This window comes from Marinomonas profundi, assembly GCF_020694005.1.
GTDB lineage: Bacteria > Pseudomonadota > Gammaproteobacteria > Pseudomonadales > Marinomonadaceae > Marinomonas > Marinomonas profundi.
The window spans coordinates 858,368-885,148 of record NZ_CP073013.1; the positions used below are offsets into that span (position 1 = coordinate 858,368).

Here is a 26,781-nt window from a genome sequence, read left to right on the forward strand (position 1 = left end):
AATAAAAGAGGATAAGGGTATGTTAAATAAGGCAAAGAAGACCGCGATCGCTGTCAGTATCGCCAGCGTTTCTGGATTAACCATGGCGGCAGAATGTTCCACGGTGCGTTTTTCGGATGTGGGTTGGACTGACATCACAGCGACCACAGCGGTCGTCAGTGAAATCAGCGAAGGCCTAGGTTATGCAACCAAAACGCAATTACTATCTGTTCCCGTTACCTACACGTCATTGGCAAATAACGACATCGATATTTTTCTCGGTAATTGGATGCCGACAATGCAAGCCGATATCGAACCTTACCTAAAAGCAGGCACAGTAGAAGACCTAGGCCCTAACCTAGTCGGCGCAAAATACACCTTGGCGGTGAGCAAATCCGCCTATGACCAAGGCGTTAAAACCTTTACCGACATTGCCAAGCACCGTCGCGAGTTTTCTGGCCGTATCTACGGTATTGAGCCGGGCAATGATGGCAATCGCATTATCCAAGACATGATTGATTCAAACGCCTTCGATCTAGGCGATTTCCAGTTGGTTGAATCCAGTGAAGCGGGCATGCTTTCCCAAGTTAGCCGTAATGCGCGTCGCGATAAGTGGATTGCCTTCCTTGGTTGGGCACCCCACCCAATGAACGCCAACTTTGAGATGGAATACTTATCAGGCGGCGACGACTACTTTGGACCCAATTACGGTGGCGCCAATGTGCATACCAACGTGCGTCAAGGCTATCTACAAGAATGCCCTAATGTCGGCAAGCTCCTGACCAACCTTACCTTCTCTTTGCCAATGGAAAACGAAATCATGGGCGCCATTTTAGACGATGGCAAAAAGCCCAATATCGCCGCGAAAGAATGGCTTAAAGCGAACCCAGGTGTTCTCGATGCTTGGTTAGAAGGCGTCACCACAACCTCCGGTGATAATGGCCTTAACGCAGTGAAGTCCCATCTAGGCCTGTAAAGGCTTTTTTATCAGCAACACTCGTTTTACCAGCACACACTAGCGCTCTACGCACACGGCGTAGAGCGCTTCATCAAACTATCGGGAGAACACCTATATGAATTGGCTGACGGATAATAAAATTCCTCTTGGCGCTTGGATGGAAAGCTTTGTCGATTGGCTAGTTTCTGCCGCTTCCGTATTCTTTGACTTTATCTCTATCACGCTCGAGACCATCATTTATACCCTAGTAGACTCCATTTTATGGGCTCACCCACTGGCGGTTATTGGCGTCATTTTAATCGGCGTATGGTTTCTGCATCGTAATATTGGTTTGCTAATATTCATTGCCGCGTCTTTTTTACTCATCATTAATATGGGCTATTGGGTAGAAACCATCCAAACCCTTGTACTGGTGGTAACAGCAACGACGATCAGTGTCTTAATAGGCGTACCGATTGGTATCGCCGCAGCACACCGTCCTTGGTTATACACAATACTGCGCCCGATTCTCGATTTAATGCAGACGATCCCCACCTTCGTTTACCTTATTCCAACGCTTATTCTGTTCGGCCTAGGGTATGTTCCTGGCTTGATTTCAACCATTATCTTCGCCATCGCCGCCCCGATCCGCTTAACTTACTTAGGCGTCAGCAAAGTCCCTAGCGAGCTGATCGAAGCCGGTTTAGCGTTTGGCTGCACAAAATCCAAACTACTTTACAAAGTCGAGTTGCCAGCGGCCATGCCGAACATCATGGCAGGCATCACGCAATGTATCATGCTGTCGCTTTCTATGGTGGTGGTGGCCGCACTCGTTGGTGCAGACGGCCTTGGAAAACCCGTTATCAGAGCATTGAACACAGTGAATATTTCCCAAGGTTTTGAAGCCGGTGTCGCCATTGTATTGGTTGCCATCATGCTAGACCGTATTTGTAAATCACCAGCAATGAAAAACGAGGGGTAATTTATGACTGTTGTAAAAATTGAAAACGTCGATATCGTCTTTGGTGACAATAAAGCCGAAACCCTTCCACTTATGGACAAAGGTCATACGAGAGATCAAATTATCGGTATGACAGGCGATGTGGTGGGCGTGCAAAATGCCAATATAGAAGTTAACGAAGGGGAAATTTGTGTCCTCATGGGCTTGTCTGGATCAGGCAAATCGACGTTATTACGTGCGGTTAACGGCTTAAATAAAATCGCTCGTGGCCGCTGCCTAGTACGAGACGGCGACGCCATGGTCGACATGGCAAAATGCGATGACACCAAGCTCCGCCATATGCGCACACGCCGCGTTTCCATGGTATTTCAAAGCTTTGCCTTAATGCCTTGGCTCACCGTACTGGAAAACGTCGCCTTCGGCTTAGAAATGCAAGGCATGCCCAAAATCGAACGTCTTAAAAAAGCCCGCGAGCAACTTAAAATGGTCAGCCTAGACAAATGGGCCGACAAAAAACCAGACGAACTGTCAGGTGGTATGCGTCAGCGCGTAGGCTTAGCAAGAGCCTTTGCCATGGACACCGACGTATTGTTAATGGATGAGCCCTTTTCAGCGCTGGATCCGTTAATTCGCTCCCAGCTGCAAGACGAATTGATCGAGCTGCAAAAACGCCTCAACAAAACCATCATTTTTGTAAGCCATGACCTAGACGAGGCGCTCAAGATTGGCAGCAAAATCGCCATCATGGAATCCGCTAGAATCATTCAGGAAGACACACCAGAGCAAATCGTGCTCAACCCAGCCACTGAGTATGTAGAACGCTTTGTGGCGCACACCAACCCGCTAAACGTGCTGTGTGGCGATTCCTTAATGACGCCGCTGGCTCAACTGGCCATCAAAGACCACCGCATTGCCGTCAGTGACGATATTTCGATGAGCCTTAAAAATGGCAAGCTGGCTTCCGTTCAAGGGCCAAAAGGCGATATCCCAACCGCTCGCTGGACGCCGGAAACGCTACTCGCCACCGTGCCTGAAAACACCGTTTTCATCGTCCCAGCCAACATCGGTATGCGCGATGCCGTAGAGCTGCGTTATCACTCGAATATGTTCCTAGTATTAGAAGACAAAGACCAATGCATCGGCATATTGAACGACCATAATTTTTACCACGCCCTGCTGGGTAAACACTTTGGACGCGAAGACACCGCGGCATGATGTAATCTACTCAGGGAAGACTAAAAAACTGACGTGCCTGACAGAGGGAATCCAACTTTTGTCAGGCTCGCTTTTTTGAATGGGGCTTTATCGCGCAACGGTATAAAAGCCTCAACTTTCAAGCATCAAGCATCAACTATTAAGCATCAGTAAAATTGCTGCCCTTCCGCTTTGAGATAATCAATCAGCGCCCTCAGCTTTTTAGGTAAATGCCCAAAAGGGTACTGCAAATACACCGCCAAAGGCTCCGCTTGCCACTCGTCTAAGCATTTCACCAAACAACCTGGATGGTGTTCTAGTCGCTTATCCACTAAAAAGTTAGACAATATACCAATGCCTTTATCTCTTACCACCGCGTCTGACTGCAAGGTATGTTGGTCAACCACCAACCTAGATTGCGGCAAACGAAACGACATACTGCCTTCATGTGGATGGTGCAAATGCACCTCTTCTTTTTCGTTTTTGAGCAAATCAACCCAGGCACAGCGATTTAATTCACTAGGATGATGTAGCGGGCCAACTTTCTCTAAATAGCCGGGACTGGCGTACACGCTATTCGACAAACTGCCAATTTTTTCGGTTCGCAAAGCACTCTCTTTCGGCTCTCCAACCCAAATACTGACATCATTCTCAACCAGTGCTTGGGGAAAGCCATTGCCCGTTTTTACCTCCATATTAATACTGGGATATAAATCTAAAAACGAAAACATCAACCCTGAAAACCAGCCTCTCACCAAGGTGTCATGAACATACAGGGTCAACTCTCCAGAGACTTCCTCTTTGAGCTCTTCAACTGCCTTTTGCCCTTCTGTTGCCGTTTTTAACATGCGTTCGGCGAAGGGTAAAAACTTAATACCAGCCTCATTGGCGATCAGTCGATTTGCCTGACGACGCAGCAAAGGCTGATTTAACGCACTCTCCAAATGACTAATACGACGACTTAAGGTGGACTTAGAAACCCCTAATTTTTGCGCGCTGATCTTTAAACTGCCCGTTTCCATAACGGACACAAAGGTCTTCACTTCATTCAGATCGTACATTTACTCTCCTGATCACTTTTCACACCCAAAAGATGCCATCCAAACCCAATCTTGCTGCTCACTTAATTCTTTTTCCACTGTTGCAAAAAGAGGAACAGACCGTGCCACCACAAAAAATCCATATTAATAGATAATACAAATGATAAGCATTCCTAATATCTTTTAGAAACTAGATTATACGGGATAATTTCCATTCAAACTACGGAGAAAATGTTCATAATGACCCCTTCAGCTCGCCATTATAAACTTACCGCGTTAGCCGCTATCATTAGCGCCGCAACACATTCTGCAACGCTACTGGCAGAAGAAAACACCGTCGACTTAGACCAGCTTGTTGTTTCTGCTTCTGGCCATGAACAGCAAATCACTGATGCTCCCGCTTCTATAACCGTGATTACTCAACAAAACCTTGAAAAGAAAGCCTACCGAGACGTTACCGACGCATTGAAAGATGTTCCTGGCGTTATGGTAACTGGCGGTGGTTCAACAGAAGAAATCACTATGCGTGGTATGAGTGGCAAATATACACTGATACTGGTTGATGGAAAACGTCAAGGCTCTCGTGAAACACGTCCTAACAGCGATGGCCCTGGTATTGAACAAGGCTGGACGCCTCCCCTTTCTGCTATAGAACGCATCGAAGTGATTCGTGGTCCAATGTCTTCACTGTATGGCTCTGATGCGCTTGGTGGTGTCATCAACATCATCACTAAAAAAGTACAGGACGAATGGGGTGGAGAATTATCGTTGGGCACAACACTCCAAGAAAATACCGACTCCGGCAACAGCCAACAAGCCGATCTAATGGTGAGCGGGCCTTTGGTAAAAGACAAACTTGGCCTACAACTTTATGGACAAATTTCACAGCGTGATGAAGACAAAATTGTTGATGGATACGCTGACCAAGAAATCAAAAACGCCACCGCAAAATTATCTTGGGCGCTTTCAGAAGGTCAAAGTTTAGTATTCGAAGCCGGTAAAGAAGCACAAAATAGAACAAGGCATATAGGGAAATCCGTTGCAACTGGCCCAAAAGCATCCGATAGCGATACTGACTATGACCGTGAGCATTATGCCATTACCCATACCGCCGAGGCTAACGGCAACCACATTGAAACCTATGTTACACACGAAGAAATAGACAACCCTGATCGTGATATGAATTATCAAAACACCGTCCTCAATAACAGAACGGCACTATTATTTGATGATCATGTATTAACCGTAGGTGGGCAATATGATTATCAAAAATTAAAAGACGAAGGTAACAAAGTTTCAGATGGAATTAATGAATTAACCCGCTGGAACGCCGCCTTATTTGTAGAAGATGAATATTTTGTCACCGACAACCTTTCAGTAACAGGCGGCTTGCGTTACAACGAAGATGAAAACTATGGCTCCAATGTATCTCCACGCCTCTACAGTAATTGGTCTTTTACGCCAGACTGGACGTTAAAAGGCGGTATCAGTACAGGCTATCGTTCACCTGATCTTCGTCAAGGTACGGATGGCTGGGGACAAGCAACGGGGGGAGGAGATGCGGTAATTTTAGGTAACTCTGATTTAAAGCCCGAAGAAAGTACCAGTCACGAAATTGGCCTTTACTGGGATAATCAACAAAGTACACAAATCAGCGCAACTATCTTCCATACAAACTATAAAGATAAAATCACTGAAACAAGACTTTGCGATGCTTCTTGCACTTATCAGGGTGAAACTTACCGTTTCATTAGCGAACGCACCAACGTAGATCGTGTGGAAATGCAAGGGGTTGAACTGACCTTATCTCATGAGCTCACCGCAGCCCTCTCAGTGGCAGCAAACTACACTTACACTGAATCAGAGCAAAAAACAGGTGATTTTGCTGGTGAGCCGTTAAATCGTCTACCAAAGCATATGGCTAATGCAACACTAAACTGGGATGTGACGCCTAAGTTTACGTCTTGGACTCGTATTAACTACCGTGGAGAATCCAGTGAGGGGTTGAGCCGAACCTCTATGGTAGAAGCCCTGCCATCTTATACCTTTGTTGATACAGGCATAAGCTATAACATAAATAGTGCTCTTTCTGTTTATGCCGGTGTGTATAACTTGCTAGATAAAAAAGTAGATACAGAAACCTACGAAAAAGTATTAGATGGTCGCCGCTACAACGCTAAAGTAAAAATGACCTTCTAATTCATACCTCTTTAACTTTCCCTTAGTGCTATTTGCACGCCAAGACCGCAACCTGTTTGCGGTCTTTTTTTCGTTTTTATGTCGTCAAAAAACCAAACCACAGGCATAAAAAAACCACGCTTTTCAAACAAGAGGCGTGGTTTTTAGTCATCAATAAAACTTAGTTTTGATTGATAAAGTAATTAATCACGTACGCGGGTAAGTCCGCTGCGTTGACCACGATTTGCTCCATGGTATCGCGATCACGAACCGTCACAGGTGCGCCTTCTTTTTCGATCGAGTCAAAGTCAACCGTCACACAGATTGGCGTACCGACTTCGTCATGACGACGGTAGCCTTTACCGACGTTACCCGTGTTTTCATACAGAATACGACCAAGACCCAGTTTCTGCAGCTTGTTCTTCAATTCTTTAGCAAGAGCGACGATTTCCGGCTTGTTCTTTTTAAGCGGCATAATAGCGACTTTAATCGGCGCTAGATGCGGTTTAAATTTCAGTACGGTACGAGACGTGCCGTTTGGTAGCTCTTCTTCCGTATAAGCTTCAGTCATCACCGCCAATAAACCGCGATCTAGGCCGGCAGATGGTTCGATACAGAAAGGCACTTCCCATTTGTTTTCTTCAAGATCACGAATCGCTAACTTAGCCGTAGAATGTTCATTCTTTTTCACTTTAGCAGAAAGGCCGAATTCGTCTTGTGCTTTGGTGTGAGACCCTAGATCGTAGTCAGTACGGTTGGCAACCCCTTCTAACTCTTCAAAACCATGTGGAAACTTGTACAAAATATCCACAGTCGATTTAGAATAATGCGCAAGATCATCGCCAGTCACGTATTCAAACTGAATATTTTCTTCCGCTAGGCCTTGATCCAACCACCACTGTTTACGAGCGTTAACCCAGAAGTCATGCCATTTTTCATCTTCACCCGGCTTACAGAAAAATTCCAATTCCATTTGTTCGAATTCACGAACCCGGAAGATGAAGTTACGCGGGGTGATTTCATTACGGAAAGATTTACCAATCTGCGCAATACCAAATGGCAAGGTACGAGAAGTTGAATCTACTACGTTTTTGAAGTTAGTAAAGATACCTTGTGCGGTTTCGGGACGAAGGTAAGTGTAAGACTCTTCGTTCACCATTGGGCCAACATTGGTTTTGAACATCAAGTTAAAATCACGTGGTGCAGTCACATTGGTCGAACCACAGTTGTCACAGACTTTAATGTCTTTCATGTGGTCAGCACGCATACGAGATTTACATTCGTGACAATCAACCATGGGATCGGTGAAGGTATCTTCGTGACCCGAGTATTTGTAGACATGTTTATTTTGAATAATCGCGGCGTCTAGGCCTTCAACGTCATCACGCTCATACACCATTGAACGCCACCAAGCGGCTTTTAGGTTGTTTTTTAATTCAATACCTAGCGGACCGTAATCGTAAGCACCTTGCATACCACCGTAGATTTCACTGCCTTGGAAAATAAATCCGCGACGTTTACATAGGGAGACGAGTTCATCCATTGTTTTAGCTGGCATTTCTAAACACACCTTAAGCAGAATTCGTTAATAGGGAAATACCCGCAACACAAGGTTGGCGCATGCCCAAGAAAGTTATAGCCGCACATTGTACTCTTTGACCGTAGTCTGCTCAATGGCGATTGACGAATAGAAGGCGACAAAAAACTTTACGCTTTAATCACTTAAAATAGGACAAAACAAGGACGTCAAGTGCTGTTTTAACATCGGTTTTGTTAGATAATTCATATTACTTACATATTATTATTTCATCGAATTAGGTATCAACATGCGTTCATTTAAGCCCGTAGTTACAATTTTAGCTACGTTGAGCATACTTCCTTTTGTTTTGGCAACGTATTTAAGCTTGTCTCAAAGCACACTTTACGGCACCGCAGGCATCACGCTTTTTGCCACTTATGCGGCCATTACCCTTAGTTTCATTAGTGGCATTATCTGGGGGAAAGTCTTAGAGCAAGAACAATGCAACAACGGCAAAAAGCTGCTATTGGCCTGTAATATGGTATTGCTCGTGGCGTGGATTACGCTTCTGATTAATGCTCCAGAATTATCTATCGCACTGTTATTGCTTGGTTTTATCAGTATTTTTTGGGTTGAAGCGCGCTGGCTAAAACCCTCAAATAACAATAAACCCTCAAACGACAATAAATCCTACTATTTGTCCATGCATTTCGGCTTAACATCACTTGTTTGCAGCATGCATCTTTTGGTTTTGTACCCACACTACTAACAAAAATGACAAACGCTACCATGGACAATAAAGCGGCGTATCTTGACTGGAATAACCAAACCATTGACTGGTGATTGGACAAAGCACTCAAATCCTATCCAAGCTTAAAAACACGCGTTTATCTTCAGTGCTTGCTGAAGGTGAACGATGCACCACACCACGCCCCAAAGATGTTGGCCATTCATCACCGCCACATCCCCTGTGTTTAATTGATTGATACGACCTTGTTCATGCAAACCACTGTTATGGTCTTTTACCTGACCACCACGACCTAATTTGTCTCTAACCACATGGGCATCATGCAGCCACTCGCTGCCCGCGCCAACATAAGTGGATACGAGACGACAGGGAATTTTATCCACATGAAAACGGGGGCACATGGCATTGGATAACACACTCAAACGCAGTCCAACTTCATCAAGATCCAGCAAACAGGCAAACATCTCGACCAATAATGACACGTCTTCGATAAATTCCTCTTTACCTTGTGCATCCGGCAGAAGTCGTGCCAGCAAGCCTGTCATCTGCTGCGAATCCCCTTGCACCTTGACAGTAAGGTTGGGGGCTAGTGTTAATAACGACTGCGCATAGTGCGACAACACACCAAGCTGCCGCTGCCATACCACCATGCTAATGTTGTTCTGATAAATATCCGCCAGCACGTCGTGATGGGGCGACTTGGCCACACCAAATAAGGGTGTTTTCTCTACACTATTCTCCGTTACTTGCTCCGCATCAACAAATGTTAACGCCGCGCTTTTTAGATCAACCGGTTGCGACTTTTTTTGTACACTCAGATTCACCGCCATACTCTCCACGTTATAAACACTCAATTAACATGTTATGTTATAACATAAATAAAATAAAGCGCCGTCAGATAAAAGACCTATTTGAGTAAAGGGTCATCTTTCGGTAACAGCTTCTGAATCCACAACGCCAACTTGTGCTTCATGCTAGGCAAATCTTCTTTGTCTGCGGGCAAGGCCACTACCAGCTTATCAAGCACTAATAAACGATAAATCGCCTCAGTTTTCTCATTGGCCGACATGGTCGAAGAAAAGCCCGCGTAGCCACGTTTCAGAGCATAATTCTCGCCAACCTGAATGGCTTTTTTACTTAACGCCGCTTCATTTTTAATTTTTTTCATGGTTTTCCCTTATTGATGCTTTGCCGCAAATCGACATTTATGTCGACAATTAGACTCTTTATGCGACTAAAGAGACTAGCAGTTTTTTCTATTCAACCCAGCATTTCATTGGATAAAAACCAAAAACCACTTAATTAACAAAAGTTTAGCGGCTTATTTTAGCAAAAAAGCCCTCATATACGACTAAAGGATAAGAAAGAAATCAATATATTGTCGACAATCCAGCTTGATAAACCCTAAAAACACCGCTATAACTAGATACATTGTCAACAATTAAGTAATTTGTCTTTTATGAATAACCTTATTTCGATCAAGTCAGCCACCCTGTCGCAAGACATCGCTCAGCAACTCAGCAATGCCATTGTGCAGGGTCATATCCCCCAAGGCAGTAAGATTTCTGAGCCAGAACTCGCCAAGCAATATGGCGTGTCTCGTGGGCCACTAAGGGAAGCCATTGTTAAGTTAGAAGGGCTTGGTCTGGTCACGCGCACCGCCAATGTAGGCGCGCGCGTTATTCAACTCAACACGCAAGACATGCTCGACACCTTCTCCATGCGCGAGGCCTTAGAAGGCATGGCGGCACGACTCGCTGCGACGACTATGCCAGCAGATGAAATTCAAAGTCTGTACGTATTACTCGACAAGCATCAAGCGCATTTAGACGCCAATCAAGACGAACATTACGTGCAACAAGGCGGCAATGACGATTTTCACTTGCGCATCATTCATGCCAGCGGCAACGCCAAGTTAATTCGTTTATTAACCGAAGAATTATACGCGGTGATTCGCATGTATCGACGCCACACCGCCGATCAACGCAGCGATCCACGCCAAGCATTACGCGAGCACAAGGCCATTTTGGATGCGATTGCCAATCACGAAGGCGATCTCGCCGAGTTGCTGATGCGCCGTCATATTAGCCGCGCCAGTAAGTTACTGGAGCAAGCCATGCACCAAACAGCCTCCGCCGCCTCACGTTAGCCATACATTAAGCAAGCCATACATTTAACAAGCCATACATTGAACAAGAATAAGAGGGAAATACCATGACAATACTTTCAGCAGGCGCCCGTTTTAGACACGCCGTCGCCACCCAATCGCCATTACAAGTGGTCGGCGCCGTAAACGCCTATTGCGCCATGATGGCAGAACAAACAGGGCATCATGCCATTTACCTATCTGGCGGCGGTGTCGCTAACGCCTCCTATGGTTTGCCAGACCTTGGCATGACGGATTTGCACGATGTCTTAGAAGACGTGCGACGCATCACTTCTGCGTCGAATTTGCCATTACTGGTCGATATCGACACTGGCTTTGGTGGTGCTTTTAATATCGCCAGAACTATCCAACAGATGGAAAAAGCCGGTGCCGCGGCGGTGCATATTGAAGACCAAGTCCAGCAAAAGCGCTGTGGTCATCGCCCCAATAAAGCCATTGTTAGCCAAAACGAAATGGTCGATCGTGTCAAAGCCTGCGTAGACGCTCGTGTCGATGACAACTTTGTCATCATGGCGCGCACCGATGCCTTAGCGGTAGAAGGTATGGAATCCGCCATCGAACGCGCCATTGCTTGTGTTGAAGCCGGCGCCGATATGATCTTCCCCGAAGCCATGATCACCTTGGAGCAATACCAAGAATTTGTCGCCGCAGTAAAGATTCCCGTATTGGCAAACATCACTGAATTTGGTGCCACGCCATTATTTAGTAAAGAAGAGTTGGCCAGCGCTGGCGTGGACTTAGTGCTCTATCCATTAAGTGCGTTTCGCGCCATGAACAAAGCGGCACTAAACGTCTATCAGCATTTATTAAACGACGGCCACCAGCGCAATGTGGTCGACAGTATGCAAACCCGTAATGAGCTTTACGAATTTCTCAACTACCATGAATACGAAGACAAATTAGATGCGCTCTTCTCTAAAAAATAAGAGTTTAAGAAATAAGAGCCTAAGAAATAAGAGTCTAAAAAATAACAAGAACTTATCCAAAAAAATAAGAACAGGAGCAGAAAAATGGCTAAAGTACTTTCTGGCGCCGGCCTACGCGGCCAAAGCGCAGGCGAAACCGCACTCTGTACCGTTGGCAAGGCCGCCTCTGGATTAACCTATCGAGGCTACGATATTGACCTTTTAGCCGACAAGGCAAGCTTTGAAGAAGTCGCTTATCTTTTATTGTACGGCGCGTTACCCAATCGCGCACAACTGACCGCTTACCAAGATAAGCTAATCGGTTTGCGCTCTTTACCTGAGACCCTGAAAAAAGCCTTAGAGTTGATTCCGGCCGACGCCCACCCGATGGATGTCATGCGCACCGGCTGCTCTTTTTTAGGCAACTTGGAACCAGAATTAGATGCTGAGGAAGAACATCGCACCGCCAACCGTTTGATCGCTACCTTGCCCGCCATCGTCTTGTATTGGTATCGCTTTAGCCATGACGGCGTGCGAGTCGACACACTCAATGCGCAGGTACCCTCGTTGGCGGGGCATTTTCTCACCATGCTGCACGATAAAGAACCAAGCGCCCTGCATACGCAAGTGATGAATGCGTCTTTGATTTTATACGCTGAGCACGAATTCAACGCCTCGACCTTTACGGCTCGTGTGTGTGCATCTACCTTGTCAGACATGTATTCCTGCGTCACCGGCGGTATTGGCAGCTTGCGTGGCCCACTTCATGGTGGCGCCAATGAAGCCGCCATGGAGATGATCGAACCGTGGCAATCCCCAGACGAAGCCGAAGCGGCACTGCTGCAAAAACTCGCCAATAAAGAAAAGGTCATGGGCTTTGGTCACGCTATTTACAGTGAGCGAGACCCGCGCAATGACATCATTAAAAAGTGGGCCAAAAAACTCAGTGAAGACGTGGGCGACGATCATTTGTACGCCGTCTCAGAACGTTGTGAAGCCGTCATGTGGCGCGAGAAAAAACTCTTCTGTAACGCCGACTTTTTCCACGCCAGCGCCTATCGCTTTATGGGCATTCCAACCAAGCTATTTACGCCAATTTTCGTTTGCTCCCGCGTCACAGGCTGGGCCGCTCACGTCATGGAACAAAGAGCCAATAACCGCATTATTCGTCCCAGCGCCGATTACATTGGACCCGATCATTCTGAGTGGGTGGATATCGACGACCGCCATTAACCCTAAAAATGAATAACTCCACCCCAAGGGGCGAGGTACCAGTGTGCCATTCCCGTGAAGGAAATTGTCGTTAAAGGTAGTCAGCGAAGGTCGAATAAGTTTTGTAGGCCTGATGAGGGAGGTACGACCGTAATCAGGCGTGTAACGTTATTTAGCCTGCAATTAGTTGATTTATATTGGTTTTTGTAGGTCGGCCTTTAGGCCGTCAAAAGCCCGATAACACCAAACCAAAACCCTTGACGCGCTAAAGCACGACAAGATCGATGGAATTCGTTTAACGACAGTCTCGAAGGCGGGAATGACAAAGCTAGATTTTAGTTATTTACGCAGCAAGCTGCGGTAAATTCACTCTAAGAGATTAACATTAACAAAACGTTTTTAGATTAAGGAAAAGAGATGAGCAACAACGTAGATATAAACAACCGCCCAGATTACGACCAAGTGATTCAAGACATCGCAGATTATGTACTGAATTTTAAAGTAGAAAGCCAAGAAGCGCTCGACACCGCCCGTAACTGTTTAATGGATACGCTCGGCTGTGGCTTACTTGCCTTGCGCTTTCCAGAATGTACCAAGCACCTCGGCCCCATCGTACAAGGTACGGTGGTACCCAACGGCGCGCGCGTACCGGGCACGTCTTTGTCTCTCGACCCAGTAAAAGCCGCCTGGGACATTGGTTGCATCATTCGCTGGCTGGATTATAACGACACTTGGCTGGCCGCAGAATGGGGCCATCCTTCCGACAACTTAGGCGGCATTTTGGCGGTCGCCGATCACCTTTCACAAGTTCGACTATCAAAGGGCGAAAGCCCAATGACCGTGCGTGACGTATTGGACGCCATGGTGATGGCCCATGAAATTCAAGGTGTGATCGCGTTGGAAAACTCGTTTAATCGAGTGGGTTTGTGCCACGTTTTATTGGTACGTGTGGCGTCTGTGGCGGTAGTCACCAAGATGATGGGCGGCGACCGAGAACAAATCATGGCGGCGATTTCCCAAGCTTGGGTCGATGGCTCGGCTTTGCGGACTTATCGTCATGCACCCAACGCGGGGTCTCGTAAATCTTGGGCGGCGGGCGACGCCACTTCCCGTGCGGTTCGCTTGGCGGATATGTCGATGCGAGGCGAAATGGGCATTCCCAGTGTGTTAACCGCGCCACAATGGGGCTTTTATGATGTGTCTTTCTCGAAAACCAACAAAGACCAAGCCATCAAGCCAGATGACAAACGTCAGTTTTCTTTCTCGCAAGACTTTCCACAATGTTATGGCACCTACGTGATGGAAAACATCTTATTCAAGATCTCTTTCCCAGCGGAATTCCATGCACAAACCGCAGCAGAAGCGGCCGTTACCTTGCACCCTCAAGTGAAAGATCGTTTAGCAGAGATCGACAAGATCGTCATTCGCACGCATGAATCGGCGATCCGTATCATTTCCAAATCAGGCCCATTAGCCAACGCCGCTGACCGCGATCATTGCTTGCAATACATGACCGCTGTGCCATTGGCGTTTGGTAATTTAATCGCCGAGCATTATGAAGATGACTTCCATGCCGCTAACCCAATCATCGATACGCTGCGTGACAAGATGGAAATCGTCGAAGACAAGCGCTTTACCGCTGAATATTTAGAAGCCGATAAACGCTCTATTGCCAATGCGATTCAGGTCTTCTTTAACGATGGCACCAGTACCGAAGAAGTGGTGGTGGAATACCCAGTCGGACACCGTCGCCGCCGTGAAGAAGGCATTCCCTTGTTAGAGCAGAAGTTTAAAAACAATTTGGCAACACGCTTTCCAAGCCGCCAATGCCAAACCATCTTCACGCTTTGTAAGGACCAAAGTGCTCTTGAAAGCACACCGGTAAACCGCTTTATGGATTTATTTGTTATCGCCTAAACGGACTTTCTCACGTCAGTATCATTGGCGCTTCCTTGTGGTCACAGTATGATAGAGCCCTTTGCACGAGCACAGCACTCGTACCAAGGTCTCTGATAGGACGACCACAAGGAAATTTTACCCATATGTCTAGCAACCATCGCCATTGTTTCTTATTAAAAGGCTCGCCTAGCGAGGTTCTGTCGGACTTTCTTTGTCTTAGTAAAAACCTTTCTACTCGGCTGGTTGCCGCTCATAATGTGAGCGAATACGACGCGTTATTGGCTCCACCCTTTGAAACAAGCGCGTATAAAACCTGCGCTTTTAAACAAACCCGCCAAACACTCGGCAGCAGCTATGATGCCATTTTGGTGGATTTGACTCATGGCGTTTCCGCCAGTGCGCTGGCGATTTTATCAGGTACCGTGCGGGGCAACGGACTTTTTGCCATTGCCTTACCACAAGAAAATTGGCTGCCTATAATCGATCAAGATTTACCGCGTTACCTGCCTTGGCCTTATAAACCGGAACAGGTGGAATCGCATTTTAAGCGTTATTTGCTCGATCATTTACAAAGCACAAGGTCGCCTTTTCAAACCTTAGTTCCTAATAATTTAGTTCCTAGTAAAGAGCAGACTGATAACAATAACGCCAACCACATCAAGGCGCTACCGGCCTTAAAAGCATTAGAGCACAACGCGCCGCTGACGCAAGAACAAGCCGATGCCCAAGCCTGTTTACTGGCAGAACAAGCTAAATCTTATGTCTTAATCGCGCCACGAGGCCGAGGAAAATCCACCCTACTGGGCGACAGTCTGGCAACGCTATTAAAAGCGGGCAAACGCGTGGCGATTACCGCACCACATCAAGGGGCGATTGTGAGCCTTAAAGCCCGTTTTGAAAGCCGATTAAGTCAATTCGATATTGATGCAGACTTACCTTTTTTTGCCCCAGATGCTCTGGTCGCTGACGCCACCTATTGGGACTTTCTCTTTATTGATGAAGCGTCCATGATTCCACTGCCTTTGCTCATGGCGTTAAATCAAAAAGCCAAACACTGTCTTTTTAGCACCACAGATTATGGTTATGAAGGCGCAGGGAAAGGCTTTGGCATTCGTTTTTGTCGTGATTTAGCGGCGCAGAAAACCACGAAACGTGCGCCTCTGCAGTCACTTATATTAAGCCAACCGATTCGATGGGGGGGAAATGACCCACTGGAGAAATGGATCAATGACGGCTTCTTTTTGGCGCCCGCTTTTCCGCAAACAAACGACCAGCGAACCAGTATTCAAAAAACAATAACTCAGCAAACCACCACGCTACTGGACACAGATCAAGCGGCCGAAAACACTGATATCAAGTACAAACCTGACATCGAGTACAAAACCCTTATCGGCAAAGCGTGGTTAGAGAACACCACGCTGCTTGCCAGCACGTTTAATCTATTAGTAAGTGCTCACTATCAAACTTCACCAGATAACCTACGTTGGGTATTAGATGATCCATCCATGTCGGCTTATCTTTCCATGCAAGGTTCAGCACTTAATAGTGTTGCCATCGTCACCACAGAAGGCGACTTACCAGAAGCGCTCAGTTTAGCGGTCTTACAAGGCATTCGCCGTCCCAGAGGGCATCTGGTGCCACAGTCTTTACTGGCCCATGAAGGGTTTGAAGACGCTGGGCAATTCCGCTATTGGCGTATCAGCCGTATTGCGACGGAACCCAGGCAACAACAGCAAGGGTTTGCCAGCCAATTGCTGACACATATCGAAACCGCCGCCCTCGGGCACTGTGACTTTTTATCAACCAGCTTTGCGGCAACGCCCGATGTGACGGCCTTTTGGCTAAAGAATGGCTACAGGCCGGTACGACTTGGTACCGCTAAAGACCAAGCCAGCGGCTGTTACTCTTTAATGATGATCAAGCCGATGACAGAGCAAGCCGAGCAGTCCGCTCGCCATTGGCAACAGTGCTTTATTGAGCGTTTTTCAATCAACATTCTCGTACAATACGCGGATATCTCGACGGCATTACTCATGCTAATGTTGAAAAGTCAGCACCTTCACATAAAACAACACCCCGCCTTGGCGCAACTGTCGCAACACGACCTTCGTGATATCGCGCTCTTTACCGCGCATCACCGACCCTTTGATAGTATTCGTCCGGCTTTTCTCAAAGCCGCCTTGTCTCTTACTATGCAAGGCAAATTAACCCCCAACAACCCAAGTCATCGTCTTTTAATGGAAGCGGCATTAGGAAAAAGCACCGAGCAAACACGCCAGCAAAGCCATTTGTCAGGTAAAAAAGCCATGTTGCAAAGTTTCAAAACGCTTTTCGCAACGCATTTTCCAGAAAAATAGGCGGATAACCACCCATTTTCAATCCTTCATGTGTGTAATTCCGCCCTATCTGCTTGTTTTAACACAGCAAAAATACCACTCTACATTATTTTTCCTATTTAAATCAGTTGCTTATAAAAACCATAAAGACTTGGCACAAATTGTGTAAACAGTATGGTTAGCCACCTCTGTTTTGTTCTATGGTGTTTGCATCGAGCGATGCGAATAAAGATCAGGCAAAACTAGGCTAATAATCAGACCAACAATAATAATTGAGCTTTTGGAGTCTTATAAAAATGAAAAAATTCAGCCTTGCTTTAACATCTTTAGCGCTTGCCCTTTCTGCTAGCACTGCCATTGCGAATTGTGATTCAGGCGAACGTGTTGTTAAATTTAGCCATGTTACAGGCGGTACATCTCACCCTAAAGTCGTTGCCGCAAATAACTTTGCAGACCGCGTAAACAAAGAAATGGACGGAAAATTATGTGTTGAAGTTTTCCCTAACTCCACGTTATTTGGTGACTCTAAAGAGCTTGAAGCGCTTCTATTAGGTGACGTTCAACTATTGGCTCCTTCACTTTCTAAATTCGGTTCTTACACCGACAAATATGGCGTGTTTGACCTCCCTTTCATTTTCAAAGACATGGATCACGCCATCCGTTTTACTAAGACGTCAGAAGGCAAAAAACTGTTAACTGAAATGGACGAATACGCCGGATTCGTTGGTTTGGGTTACTGGATGTCTGGGATGAAATACTTCTCTGCCAAGAAGCCACTTTTGGTTCCTAGTGACGCGAAAGGCATGAAATTCCGTGTACAAACCTCTGACGTTGCGAAACAAATGATCGCCGCAATGGGGTCATCTCCGCAGGCGATGGCATTTGCTGAGGTGTACAGTGCGTTACAAACAGGCGTTGTAGATGGACAAGAGAACACTTGGTCAAACATCTACACACAAAAATTCTACGAAGTTCAAGACAGCACAACCGATACGAACCACCAGTTGTTGGCTTACTTGTTCATGACCTCGTCTGAGTTTTTGAAGAGCCTTTCTCCTGCAGACCGTGCCCAATTCACACAAATTGCCGATGAAGTTACCCAAGAAGCTAACTTGAGTGTGAAAGCCGCAGAAGAAGAAAACCGTCAAAACATCCTCAAAGCGGGTGGCAAAATCAATACCTTGACCCCAGAACAGCGTCAAGAATGGGTGGACACCATGAAGCCGGTTTGGAAGCAATTTGAGAAGTACATTGGTAAAGACTTGATTGACGCTGCTGCTAGCGCGTAATCCCTATTTACCCAGTAATCAGCTGACCCCTCACGGGTCAGCTTTTGTGGTCGTGCGGTGCGTTTAAAGAGCAACCGTTAGCCAACGCTAACACCAAAACGCGCCGACACACTGCTTATTATTTAGTATAGGTCCACTTACTATTAGGAGACCCCCATGGCACTTTGGCCGCACCTTTATTTACTTATTTTTATTATTATTCTTTGGGCATTGGAAAAGCGCTGCCCCAAGGTCATGGAACGAGCAGAAGAAAACCTATTAATCATCATTATTTCGTCCATCATGGCGGTATCCTTCGGTCAGGTCATCGCGCGTTATGGCTTTAATACCGGCTGGGATGCGGCGCTCGAGTTCAATATGTTGGCTTTTTCTTGGCTAATTTTGTTGGGCATGAGTTACGGTATCAAAACCAATCTTCACCTAGGCGTCGACATTGTGTTAAATGCCGTCCCCAAACGCACCGCGAAAATACTGTCGTTAATTGGCGCCGCTGCCGCGATGCTGTATGGCTTACTCCTGCTTGATTCAACTTGGCTGGCCATGTTGGGTGTCAACGTTAGTGGTGGTGCTATTGAGTACTGGTTGAAGATGTTCAAAATTGGCATAGGCTCAGATGAATTGCGCTACCCAGGGTTTGTGCAAGAGTTGTTTGGCTTGCAACCTCGCGTACATCGCTGGCTCGTACTGGTTATTCTGCCAATCAGCTTAGCTCTACTTTCTTACCGTTCTTTACAAGCCTTCATTGATATTGCCCGCGACAAACGCAGCATGTTGATCAGTAGCCATGAGGCACAAGATCTTGTCAAAGAAAACCAAAACGTCTTGAAAGACTAGCGCAGGAGCGTCATCGTGGAATCACTTATTCTATTCTTATTGGTACTTACCCTGCTGTTTATTGGCTTGCCGGTGGGTATTTCGTTGGGCTTATCGTCCATCTTGTTCATTACTTTTTTCTCTCACGATTCATTGTCGTCAGTGGCGATTTCTCTGTTTGGGGTGGGTCAACATTATACGTTGTTGGCTATCCCGTTTTTCATCATTGCCTCGTCTTATATGTCGACAGGCGGCGTTGCTAAGCGTTTGATTAACTTTGCTATTGCCAGTGTGGGCCACTTCCGCGGAGGTTTAGCCATGGCGTCGGTATTGGCTTGTATGATGTTCGCGGCCTTGTCTGGCTCTTCGCCTGCAACGGTGGTCGCCATTGGTACTATCGCCATCGCGGGCATGGTGCAGGTGGGTTACTCAAAAGACTTTGCCGCCGGTATCATTGCTAACGCCGGCACCTTGGGGATTTTGATTCCGCCGTCTATCGTGATGGTGGTCTATGCCGCCTCGGTAAACGTCTCTGTTGGACGCATGTTCTTGGCCGGTGTTATTCCCGGATTAATCGCGGGGGGGATGTTGATGTTGGCCATTTATGTGGTCGCTCGCATCAAAAAGCTGCCAGCAGAAGAATGGAAAGGCTTCGGACATATCGTTAAAGGTGGTAAAGAGGCTGGCTGGGGCTTGTTCCTAGTCGTCATCATCATGGGCGGTATTTATGGCGGGGTGTTTACCCCAACCGAAGCGGCTGTCGTTGCCGCGGTCTATTCCATGTTTATTGCGCTGTTTGTGTATCGTGATATGGGGCCATTAAAAGGCCAAACTTGGACCAATGACGACGATGCACCGCATGCTCGTGTCGGCTTTAATGGCATGGTTTATGGCGTATCTTTCTTCCTTGTGTGGGAAATCATGTCTTTCTTCGCTTTCGCAGACAGCGATACCGTGACGGGGGGTGATCGTGCACTGTGGGGGGCGATCATGTCGATTGTCATCACCATTTTTTATGTCTACAAACGTTCAAGCAAATTGGAACAATCTGTCGGTACTTGTTTAGCCGCTGGCACCCCTATTTGGGGACGCAACTTGTCGATGATGATACGCGGCTTCTTCCCGTCTTTATTCGGTGAAGAGTCTCGTAAGGTCATGCTAGAAGGCACAAAAACAACGGTTATGCTGATGTTCATCATCGCTAACGCCTTGTTGTTTGCTCATACGCTTTCTGCAGAACGCATTCCTCAAGCCATTACAGAATGGATGCTCGACGTTGGCTTTAACTGGTTTACCTTCCTAATCGCCGTGAACATCTTATTGTTGATTGGTGGTCAGTTTATGGAGCCTTCTGGTCTATTGGTTATCGTTGCGCCTATCGTATTCCCGATTGCCATGGAACTGGGTGTTGACCCAATTCACCTAGGTATCATCATGGTGGTTAACATGGAGATCGGTATGATCACGCCACCGATTGGTTTGAACCTATTTGTGACTTCAAGTATCACCGGGATGAGCTTAGCCCGCGTGATAAAAGCCGCCATGCCGTTTATGTTGGTATTGATGGTGTTCTTGGTGATGGTGACTTACATCCCAGCTCTGTCTACAGCTCTACCGTACAGCATAATGGGACCCGAGATGGTTCAGTAACCCGTTTTGTAACAAAAACCGGATACAGTTTAGCGCCCCTCACGGGGCGTTTTTTTTGCTTTAAATACGTTTTTTCTTTAAATAAACAGAACCCTACACTTTTTCTACCGCGCCCTATTTCTCGCCCCTCTACAACGACTTTTGATTCTGATAGGGTAGGTCTTTCTATTTTATTCACCGATAAGGACTTTAATAATGCAATACAAACGCTGGTTAAAAGCCCTAGGGATCATTCCTTTTATCGTCTCCAGTCATCTTGTTATGGCGGAGCAAGCCGCAGACAGCGTCGCTCCAGAGGGCGCCAGTCGTATTGAAGAAAAGCGTTTAGCCAAAGCAGAACAGTTTATGGTTGCAACGGCGAACCCCGAAGCAAGCCAAGTTGGCTACGACATACTAAAAGCGGGTGGCTCTGCGATTGACGCCTTGGTTGCGGTGCAAATGACGCTAGGGCTGGTTGAGCCCCAGTCTTCTGGGTTAGGTGGCGGTGCTTTTGCCGTCTATTATGATGCAACAACACAAAAGTTAACCACTTTCGATGGGCGTGAAACCGCCCCGAGAGAAGCCACGCCAGAGCTTTTCCAAGATGAAAAGGGCCAACCCTTGTCTTTTTACGATGCGGTGGTGGGCGGGCGTTCTGTTGGTACACCTGGCACAGTCAAACTCATGGGCGAACTTCATACGCGCTATGGAAAAATGCTCTGGGCGGATTTACTCGCCCCAGCGGAAACACTCGCCCAAGCAGGCTTTATTGTCTCACCGCGCTTAGCCGATGCCATCAAAGGCAGTGCAGAGCGCTTATCACGCTATCCTGCAACCAAAGCCTATTTTTTCAATCTTGATGGCACACCACGTGAAGCCGGCAGCCGCCTACAAAACACACAGTACTATGCCACCTTACGCACATTAGCAACCTATGGGGCGGACGAATTTTACAACGGACAAATCGCTCAAAACATCATCTCTCAGGTACAGGGTGCACTAGACAACCCCGGTGTACTTTCGGCACAAGACTTGACCAGCTACCGAGTGAAAGAGCGTGCACCTGTGTGTTTACCTTACAAAGAGTACGATATTTGCGGCATGGGACCACCGAGTTCAGGCGCTTTAACCATCGGACAAATCTTGGGGATTACCGAGCACTTTGACCTTGCTAAGATGGGACCAAACTCCCCTGAGGCTTGGCAAATTATTGGCGACGCATCTCGCCTTGCCTTTGCTGACCGTGGTCGCTATATAGCAGACACCGATTTTGTGCCGATGCCACAAGGCTTATTAGATAAAAGCTACCTCGCCGAACGGGCAAAATTAATTACCCCTGGAAAAGCCTTGAGCGCTGTTTCAGCTGGTGAACCAGAATGGCGCCACCCCATTAAGCAAGCTGACGATGTGTCTATTGAGCTGCCGTCGACCAGTCATATTTCCATCGTCGACAAAGAAGGCAACGCGGTTTCCGTCACCACCACCATTGAAAACGGCTTCGGTTCTCACCTGATGTCCAACGGTTTTTTATTGAACAACGAGCTAACCGATTTTTCTTTTAAAACCTATCAAGACGGCTACCCCATTGCCAACCGTTTAGAACCTGGCAAACGTCCTCGCTCATCGATGTCGCCTACCATTGTAATGAAAAACGACAAGCCTTATTTGGTGGTTGGCTCGCCGGGCGGCTCGCGCATTATTGGTTATGTGGCCAAAACACTGATCGCTCACCTTGAATGGGACATGGACATTCAGGAAGCCATCACGCTGCCTAATAGGCTTAACCAATTTGGTACTTTCAATCTTGAAAAAGGCACTCAAGCCGTATCCTTAGAAAAGTCGCTAACGGAAATGGGCTTTAAGGTTTCAGTACAAGATTTAAATTCCGGCGTACAAGGCATTGTTATCGAGGATAAAGAGTTACTCGGTGGCGCCGACCCTAGACGAGAAGGCTTGGTATTAGGCGACTAACTCATCGCCATTCACTTTCCAGCACTGATCTTATCATTAGGCAAAGGACTGCCTCTTTCATCCGCTATGCAATGCTATTGTTTATAAATTTCTTTATCCAAACCGTACTTACGCATTTTGTCGTATAGGGTTTTACGTGGCAGCCCCAGCGCATCCATAGTGTCTTTGATGGAGCCTTTTTGACGCAGCAGTTCTTGCTCTAATAAGGTTTTTTCAAAACGCTCTATCTGTTCCGGTAGCGTCATCACGCCGGGGTTGTTTTCATTAATGATGATTTGATCAAATTCGAACGAGCCCGCCTCGCCCATTAATACATAACGCTCAGCAAGGTTACGCAACTCACGCACATTTCCCGGCCAATCATAACTTAATAAACTGTGCATACGCGCGGCGGAAAGTGGCTCTGACTCGCGCTTATATTGTGCAATCGCCACCAAACAAAAATGCTGCCACAGCAGAGAAATATCGTCTTTGCGCTCTCGTAGTGGCGGAATATCCACCCGCACCACGTTAAGCCTGTAATACAAATCTTCGCGAAATGTACCGCCTTCGCTCAATTGTTTCAGATCGACCTTGGTGGCCGCCAGAATGCGTAAATCCAGATCTATCGCTGTATTAGATCCCAAACGTTCTAAACGACGCTCTTCCAGCACTCGCAACAAGCGAATTTGCATCGACATGGGCATGCTTTCAATTTCATCCAAGAACAGCGTACCGCCATTGGCGTGTTCAAGCTTGCCGATACGTTGAGCTTTGGCATCGGTAAAGGCGCCTTTTTCATGACCAAATAATTCAGATTCCATTATAGAGTCCGGCACGGCTCCACAGTTAATCGCCACAAAAGTATGACCACGGCGCGAACTGTGCTCATGGATATAACGCGCCACCAGCTCTTTACCGGTGCCGGTTTCCCCTTGAATCAGAATGTCAGCCCCGGTATCGGCCACATGCAACAGAGCCTGACGCAAACGATGGATACCCGGCGTGTTGCCAATAATACGCGGCCCCGGTGCATTTTGTGCGGCCAATTCCAAACGCAGATTACGGTTTTCTAAGGTTAAACGACGCTTTTCTGAGGCGCGGCGCACCACATCTAAAAAATCTTCATTGGAAAAAGGCTTTTCAATAAAATCATAAGCACCATCACGAATCGCGCTCACCGCCATGCTAATGTCACCATGGCCCGTAATGAGAATAAACGGGATTTCGGCGTCGATTTTTTTAACCTCTTCGAATAGTTCTAAGCCACTTTTACCGGGTAAATTGATGTCACTGACAATCACCCCAGACCAGTCCAGTGACAATTTTTCAACCACACCTTGTGCGGATGCAAATTCGGCAACAGTAAAGTCTTCAAGCTGCAGAGTCTGAGAAATAGCCATACGAACCGCTTGCTCGTCATCAATTAATATTACTTGTTTACTGTCTGGCATTAGATTTCCTTGTTAGACTTTTTAGCCGGAGATTGAGAGGTCGGATGATTAAAACGAGGCAGCCTAACACAAAACTCTGCCCCACCTTCAGGCCGATTTTGCGCACTAATTTGCCCCCCCATGGCCTCTACAATTCGCAGACTGATGGATAACCCTAAGCCTAACCCCAAGCCTGATGACTTAGAGGTAAAAAAAGGCTCAAACAGGTGTCGAATGGCATCATCGCTCAAACCATTACCTGAATCTTTTATACTTATATTGACCTGATCCTCAGTGGCAATTTGCTCAATGAGAACCCGTCGTTGGCGATCTGGAGCGTCCTGTATAGCATCGGCTGCATTCGCCAGTAAATTCACCAGCACTTGCTCTAGAAAAACCATATCACCATTCACAATGAAGCCTTGATCCTCTGTCACAACAAGCTCAATAGCGACTTCTTTATAACGCGGGCTCATGATCTTCAACGCGCCCATAATGGCCGTTTGTACCGCTATCGGCCCTTGCTGCACATCGCCTTTACGAGCAAACACTTTAAAGCGCGCAATGATATCGCCCATGTGCTGCCCCAGCTGGCTAATATGCTGCAAGTTGGTGTGAGCTTGTTCATATTGGCCGCGATCAAGAAACGTTAAGCCGTTGCCTGCAAAGGCTCGAATCGCCGTTAAGGGCTGATTCAATTCATGGTTAAGCCCTGCGCTCAGCTGACCTAATACCGCTAATTTAGCCGTCTGTATGAGCTCTCTTTGCGTGCCTTTATGCTCTTCTATTTCATCACGTAAGCGTACATTGGCGCCTTCTAATTCAAACGTACGTTCTCGTACCCGCTGCTCCAGCTCGATTCGGGCTTGCGTGATCTCTTGCTCATAACGCTTACGTTCTGTCATATCATGAAAGGTCACCAAATAACTTAAACGATTTGGCAACTGCATTTCGCACAAGGTCATTTCAACCGCGACCAGTGCTTGCTCGGAATAACATAAATGCCCTTCTCTGGTTAATACCTTGATGCCCAAATCATTCGCGGCTTCAAGAAAATCCATGTGCGAGTCCAAGGCAGAGGCGTCTTGTTTATCGAGCTGAAATAACCGACTCAGCGGTTGCCCAACCAAAGGTGCCAAAGGCTGTCCCACCAGCTTTTCAACCGCGGGGTTAAAAGACTCTATCTTGTAGCTCTCATCTAGGGTGACCAAACCGGCCTGAGTATTTTGAATCACTTCACGAATGTACGCTTGGTTATGGCGAGTCATTTCATTCGCGTCGGATCGCTCCCTTAACATACGCGTTCTTAGCATAGCCAAACCAAACAACAAGGCCGTGATGGTCACACCACCGGCAAAGATGGCTCGCCAGAGAGAAATTTCTTCATTAATGGTGTTGAGCGGAGCCAAAATAGAGATTTGAAAATCCAGCAAGCGAATGGGACGACTCATTCTTAAAAAAGACAACCGCTCTAATACTTCAGTGCCATTTGTCATGGTGTTTTCTAGGACATCGACAATCTGAGATTTTTCATCAAATGGCTTTTGATACACTATCGCCAATTTTTCAATCGATTGACCGTAATAGCGCTGCGAGTCAGCAATGCGCTGCAATTCGACGTGAGACAACTCGCCCAGTACTCGATACAACCAGCTTGGGCGAGAACTGCTAAACACAATGTTATCTGGGTCCAACAACAAAAATTCATAATTCTGGTTGGCAAAGCGCTTCTCAAATTGCGTCAGATCCACTTTCACCACGGTAATACCAATAATGGAATTGCCATCATAAACCGGATAAGAAAAGTAGTAACCCCGCCGATTAGAGGTGGTGCCAAGCGCATAATAGCGCCCCGGCTTGCCTTGAATCGCGTCTTTAAAATAAGGCCGAAAAGCAAAGTTACCGCCAACAAAGCTGGCTTCTTCACGATAATTAGACGCCGCAATCGTTAAACCATCGGTGTTTATAATATAACTATCTGACGCTTCCGTGATGCGGTTAATTTGCTCAAGCTCACGATTTAATTGGTTAATATCTGACGCTAAACCATCGCGTAAGGCTTTTTTAACCCTGTCATTCGACGCCAATAAAGTCGGCATATGCTGGTATTTGGCGATCGCACTTTCTAGAATACTGGCAAGCTGATTAAGCTGCTCGAAGGAGTCGATTCGCAGGGTCTCAATTTGTTGATTTCTTAGCGCCTCACCGCCCTTCCATATCGATAAAGACGCAACAATAAAGACGCCAAGATACAGCACAGCAAAATATTTTTTCATGTGGTTTAGGTAGAAAGAGCGAGCACTAAGACGATGATTTTTATTCAAAAGTCATTCCTAAATAACGTATCTGAAAGACAACAAACACAGGTGATTTATGCCATCTAAAAAACATATTAGACATCCATTATCGACATAGGCATCCTATATAAGACAAAAAGGCAATTTAAAAGACAATAAAGAAAACTAAAAAACGCTAACCCACCTTAGATTTATCACTATAGATTGTAATCAAACTTTCTTTAGGGCATCTTTGAACAGTACGCAAACACTGCATTTTTTATGATAAATAATGAATTTTTAAGCATAGGATAAA

Annotated in this window: 19 protein-coding genes and 1 pseudogene; 14 read left to right on the forward strand and 6 right to left on the reverse strand. The window is 46.5% G+C overall.

Going from position 1 to position 26,781, the window contains the following annotated elements:
• The first annotated feature begins 19 nt into the window (after positions 1 to 19).
• The 3 genes from J8N69_RS03990 (at position 20) to choV (ending at position 3,092) form a co-directional block, all read left to right on the forward strand.
• Complete coding sequence (locus J8N69_RS03990) at positions 20 to 955, forward strand: choline ABC transporter substrate-binding protein (protein ID WP_168822457.1); 936 nt, start codon at positions 20 to 22, stop codon at positions 953 to 955.
• 97 nt (positions 956 to 1,052) lie between these two features.
• The gene (gene choW / locus J8N69_RS03995; protein WP_168822456.1) at positions 1,053 to 1,898 is read left to right on the forward strand and encodes a choline ABC transporter permease subunit; all 846 of its coding nucleotides are present in this window, start codon (positions 1,053 to 1,055) and stop codon (positions 1,896 to 1,898) included.
• Positions 1,899 to 1,901: 3 nt separating this feature from the next.
• Complete coding sequence (choV, locus tag J8N69_RS04000) at positions 1,902 to 3,092, forward strand: choline ABC transporter ATP-binding protein (RefSeq protein WP_168822455.1); 1,191 nt, start codon at positions 1,902 to 1,904, stop codon at positions 3,090 to 3,092.
• A gap of 146 nt (positions 3,093 to 3,238) precedes the next feature.
• On the opposite strand, the gene J8N69_RS04005 is transcribed toward choV, so the two are convergent.
• Positions 3,239 to 4,132: a LysR family transcriptional regulator gene (locus tag J8N69_RS04005; RefSeq protein WP_168822454.1), complete on the reverse strand. Its 894-nt coding sequence runs from the start codon at positions 4,130 to 4,132 to the stop codon at positions 3,239 to 3,241.
• 219 nt (positions 4,133 to 4,351) lie between these two features.
• On the opposite strand from J8N69_RS04005, the gene J8N69_RS04010 reads away from it, so the two are divergent.
• Positions 4,352 to 6,310, forward strand: coding sequence for a ligand-gated channel protein (locus J8N69_RS04010; RefSeq protein ID WP_168822453.1), 1,959 nt, complete (start codon positions 4,352 to 4,354; stop codon positions 6,308 to 6,310).
• Positions 6,311 to 6,470: 160 nt separating this feature from the next.
• Here J8N69_RS04010 and J8N69_RS04015 read toward each other — a convergent pair whose 3' ends face one another.
• Complete coding sequence (locus J8N69_RS04015; protein ID WP_168822452.1) at positions 6,471 to 7,847, reverse strand: glycine--tRNA ligase; 1,377 nt, start codon at positions 7,845 to 7,847, stop codon at positions 6,471 to 6,473.
• A 346-nt stretch (positions 7,848 to 8,193) separates the two neighbouring features.
• On the opposite strand from J8N69_RS04015, the gene J8N69_RS04020 reads away from it, so the two are divergent.
• Positions 8,194 to 8,577: a DUF3429 domain-containing protein gene (locus tag J8N69_RS04020; protein WP_328796801.1), complete on the forward strand. Its 384-nt coding sequence runs from the start codon at positions 8,194 to 8,196 to the stop codon at positions 8,575 to 8,577.
• 87 nt (positions 8,578 to 8,664) lie between these two features.
• On the opposite strand, the pseudogene J8N69_RS17050 reads toward J8N69_RS04020, so the two are convergent.
• Positions 8,665 to 9,386, reverse strand: a pseudogene (locus J8N69_RS17050) (DUF1826 domain-containing protein).
• 77 nt (positions 9,387 to 9,463) lie between these two features.
• Positions 9,464 to 9,724: a DUF5062 family protein gene (locus J8N69_RS04030; protein WP_168822450.1), complete on the reverse strand. Its 261-nt coding sequence runs from the start codon at positions 9,722 to 9,724 to the stop codon at positions 9,464 to 9,466.
• A 291-nt stretch (positions 9,725 to 10,015) separates the two neighbouring features.
• On the opposite strand from J8N69_RS04030, the gene J8N69_RS04035 reads away from it, so the two are divergent.
• The 9 genes from J8N69_RS04035 to ggt all read left to right on the forward strand — a co-directional run bounded on the left by J8N69_RS04035 (position 10,016) and on the right by ggt (position 22,777).
• A complete protein-coding gene (locus J8N69_RS04035; RefSeq protein WP_168822449.1) occupies positions 10,016 to 10,705 on the forward strand; it encodes a GntR family transcriptional regulator in 690 nt (229 codons plus the stop codon).
• A gap of 65 nt (positions 10,706 to 10,770) precedes the next feature.
• On the forward strand, positions 10,771 to 11,649 hold the full coding sequence (gene prpB / locus J8N69_RS04040; RefSeq protein ID WP_168822448.1) for a methylisocitrate lyase: 879 nt from the start codon (positions 10,771 to 10,773) through the stop codon (positions 11,647 to 11,649).
• Positions 11,650 to 11,733: 84 nt separating this feature from the next.
• Positions 11,734 to 12,861, forward strand: coding sequence for a bifunctional 2-methylcitrate synthase/citrate synthase (gene prpC, locus J8N69_RS04045; RefSeq protein ID WP_168822447.1), 1,128 nt, complete (start codon positions 11,734 to 11,736; stop codon positions 12,859 to 12,861).
• 396 nt (positions 12,862 to 13,257) lie between these two features.
• The gene (prpD, locus tag J8N69_RS04050) at positions 13,258 to 14,757 is read left to right on the forward strand and encodes a 2-methylcitrate dehydratase (RefSeq protein WP_168822446.1); all 1,500 of its coding nucleotides are present in this window, start codon (positions 13,258 to 13,260) and stop codon (positions 14,755 to 14,757) included.
• A 125-nt stretch (positions 14,758 to 14,882) separates the two neighbouring features.
• Positions 14,883 to 17,096, forward strand: coding sequence for a tRNA(Met) cytidine acetyltransferase TmcA (locus J8N69_RS04055; protein ID WP_168822445.1), 2,214 nt, complete (start codon positions 14,883 to 14,885; stop codon positions 17,094 to 17,096).
• A gap of 275 nt (positions 17,097 to 17,371) precedes the next feature.
• Positions 17,372 to 18,364, forward strand: coding sequence for a TRAP transporter substrate-binding protein (locus J8N69_RS04060; protein WP_168822444.1), 993 nt, complete (start codon positions 17,372 to 17,374; stop codon positions 18,362 to 18,364).
• Positions 18,365 to 18,520: 156 nt separating this feature from the next.
• Positions 18,521 to 19,198 (forward strand): TRAP transporter small permease, encoded by a 678-nt coding sequence (locus J8N69_RS04065; protein WP_168822443.1) that lies wholly within the window; start codon positions 18,521 to 18,523, stop codon positions 19,196 to 19,198.
• Positions 19,199 to 19,213: 15 nt separating this feature from the next.
• Complete coding sequence (locus J8N69_RS04070) at positions 19,214 to 20,827, forward strand: TRAP transporter large permease (protein WP_168822442.1); 1,614 nt, start codon at positions 19,214 to 19,216, stop codon at positions 20,825 to 20,827.
• Between the two features lie 195 nt (positions 20,828 to 21,022).
• Positions 21,023 to 22,777 (forward strand): gamma-glutamyltransferase, encoded by a 1,755-nt coding sequence (gene ggt / locus J8N69_RS04075; protein ID WP_168822441.1) that lies wholly within the window; start codon positions 21,023 to 21,025, stop codon positions 22,775 to 22,777.
• 74 nt (positions 22,778 to 22,851) lie between these two features.
• Here the strand turns inward: ggt and J8N69_RS04080 are convergent, their stop codons facing one another.
• Positions 22,852 to 24,210: a sigma-54-dependent transcriptional regulator gene (locus J8N69_RS04080; RefSeq protein ID WP_168822440.1), complete on the reverse strand. Its 1,359-nt coding sequence runs from the start codon at positions 24,208 to 24,210 to the stop codon at positions 22,852 to 22,854.
• On the reverse strand, positions 24,210 to 26,513 hold the full coding sequence (locus J8N69_RS04085; RefSeq protein ID WP_227803968.1) for an ATP-binding protein: 2,304 nt from the start codon (positions 26,511 to 26,513) through the stop codon (positions 24,210 to 24,212). Before J8N69_RS04085 ends, J8N69_RS04080 begins: the two co-directional genes overlap by 1 nt.
• Between the last annotated feature and the right edge of the window lie 268 nt (positions 26,514 to 26,781).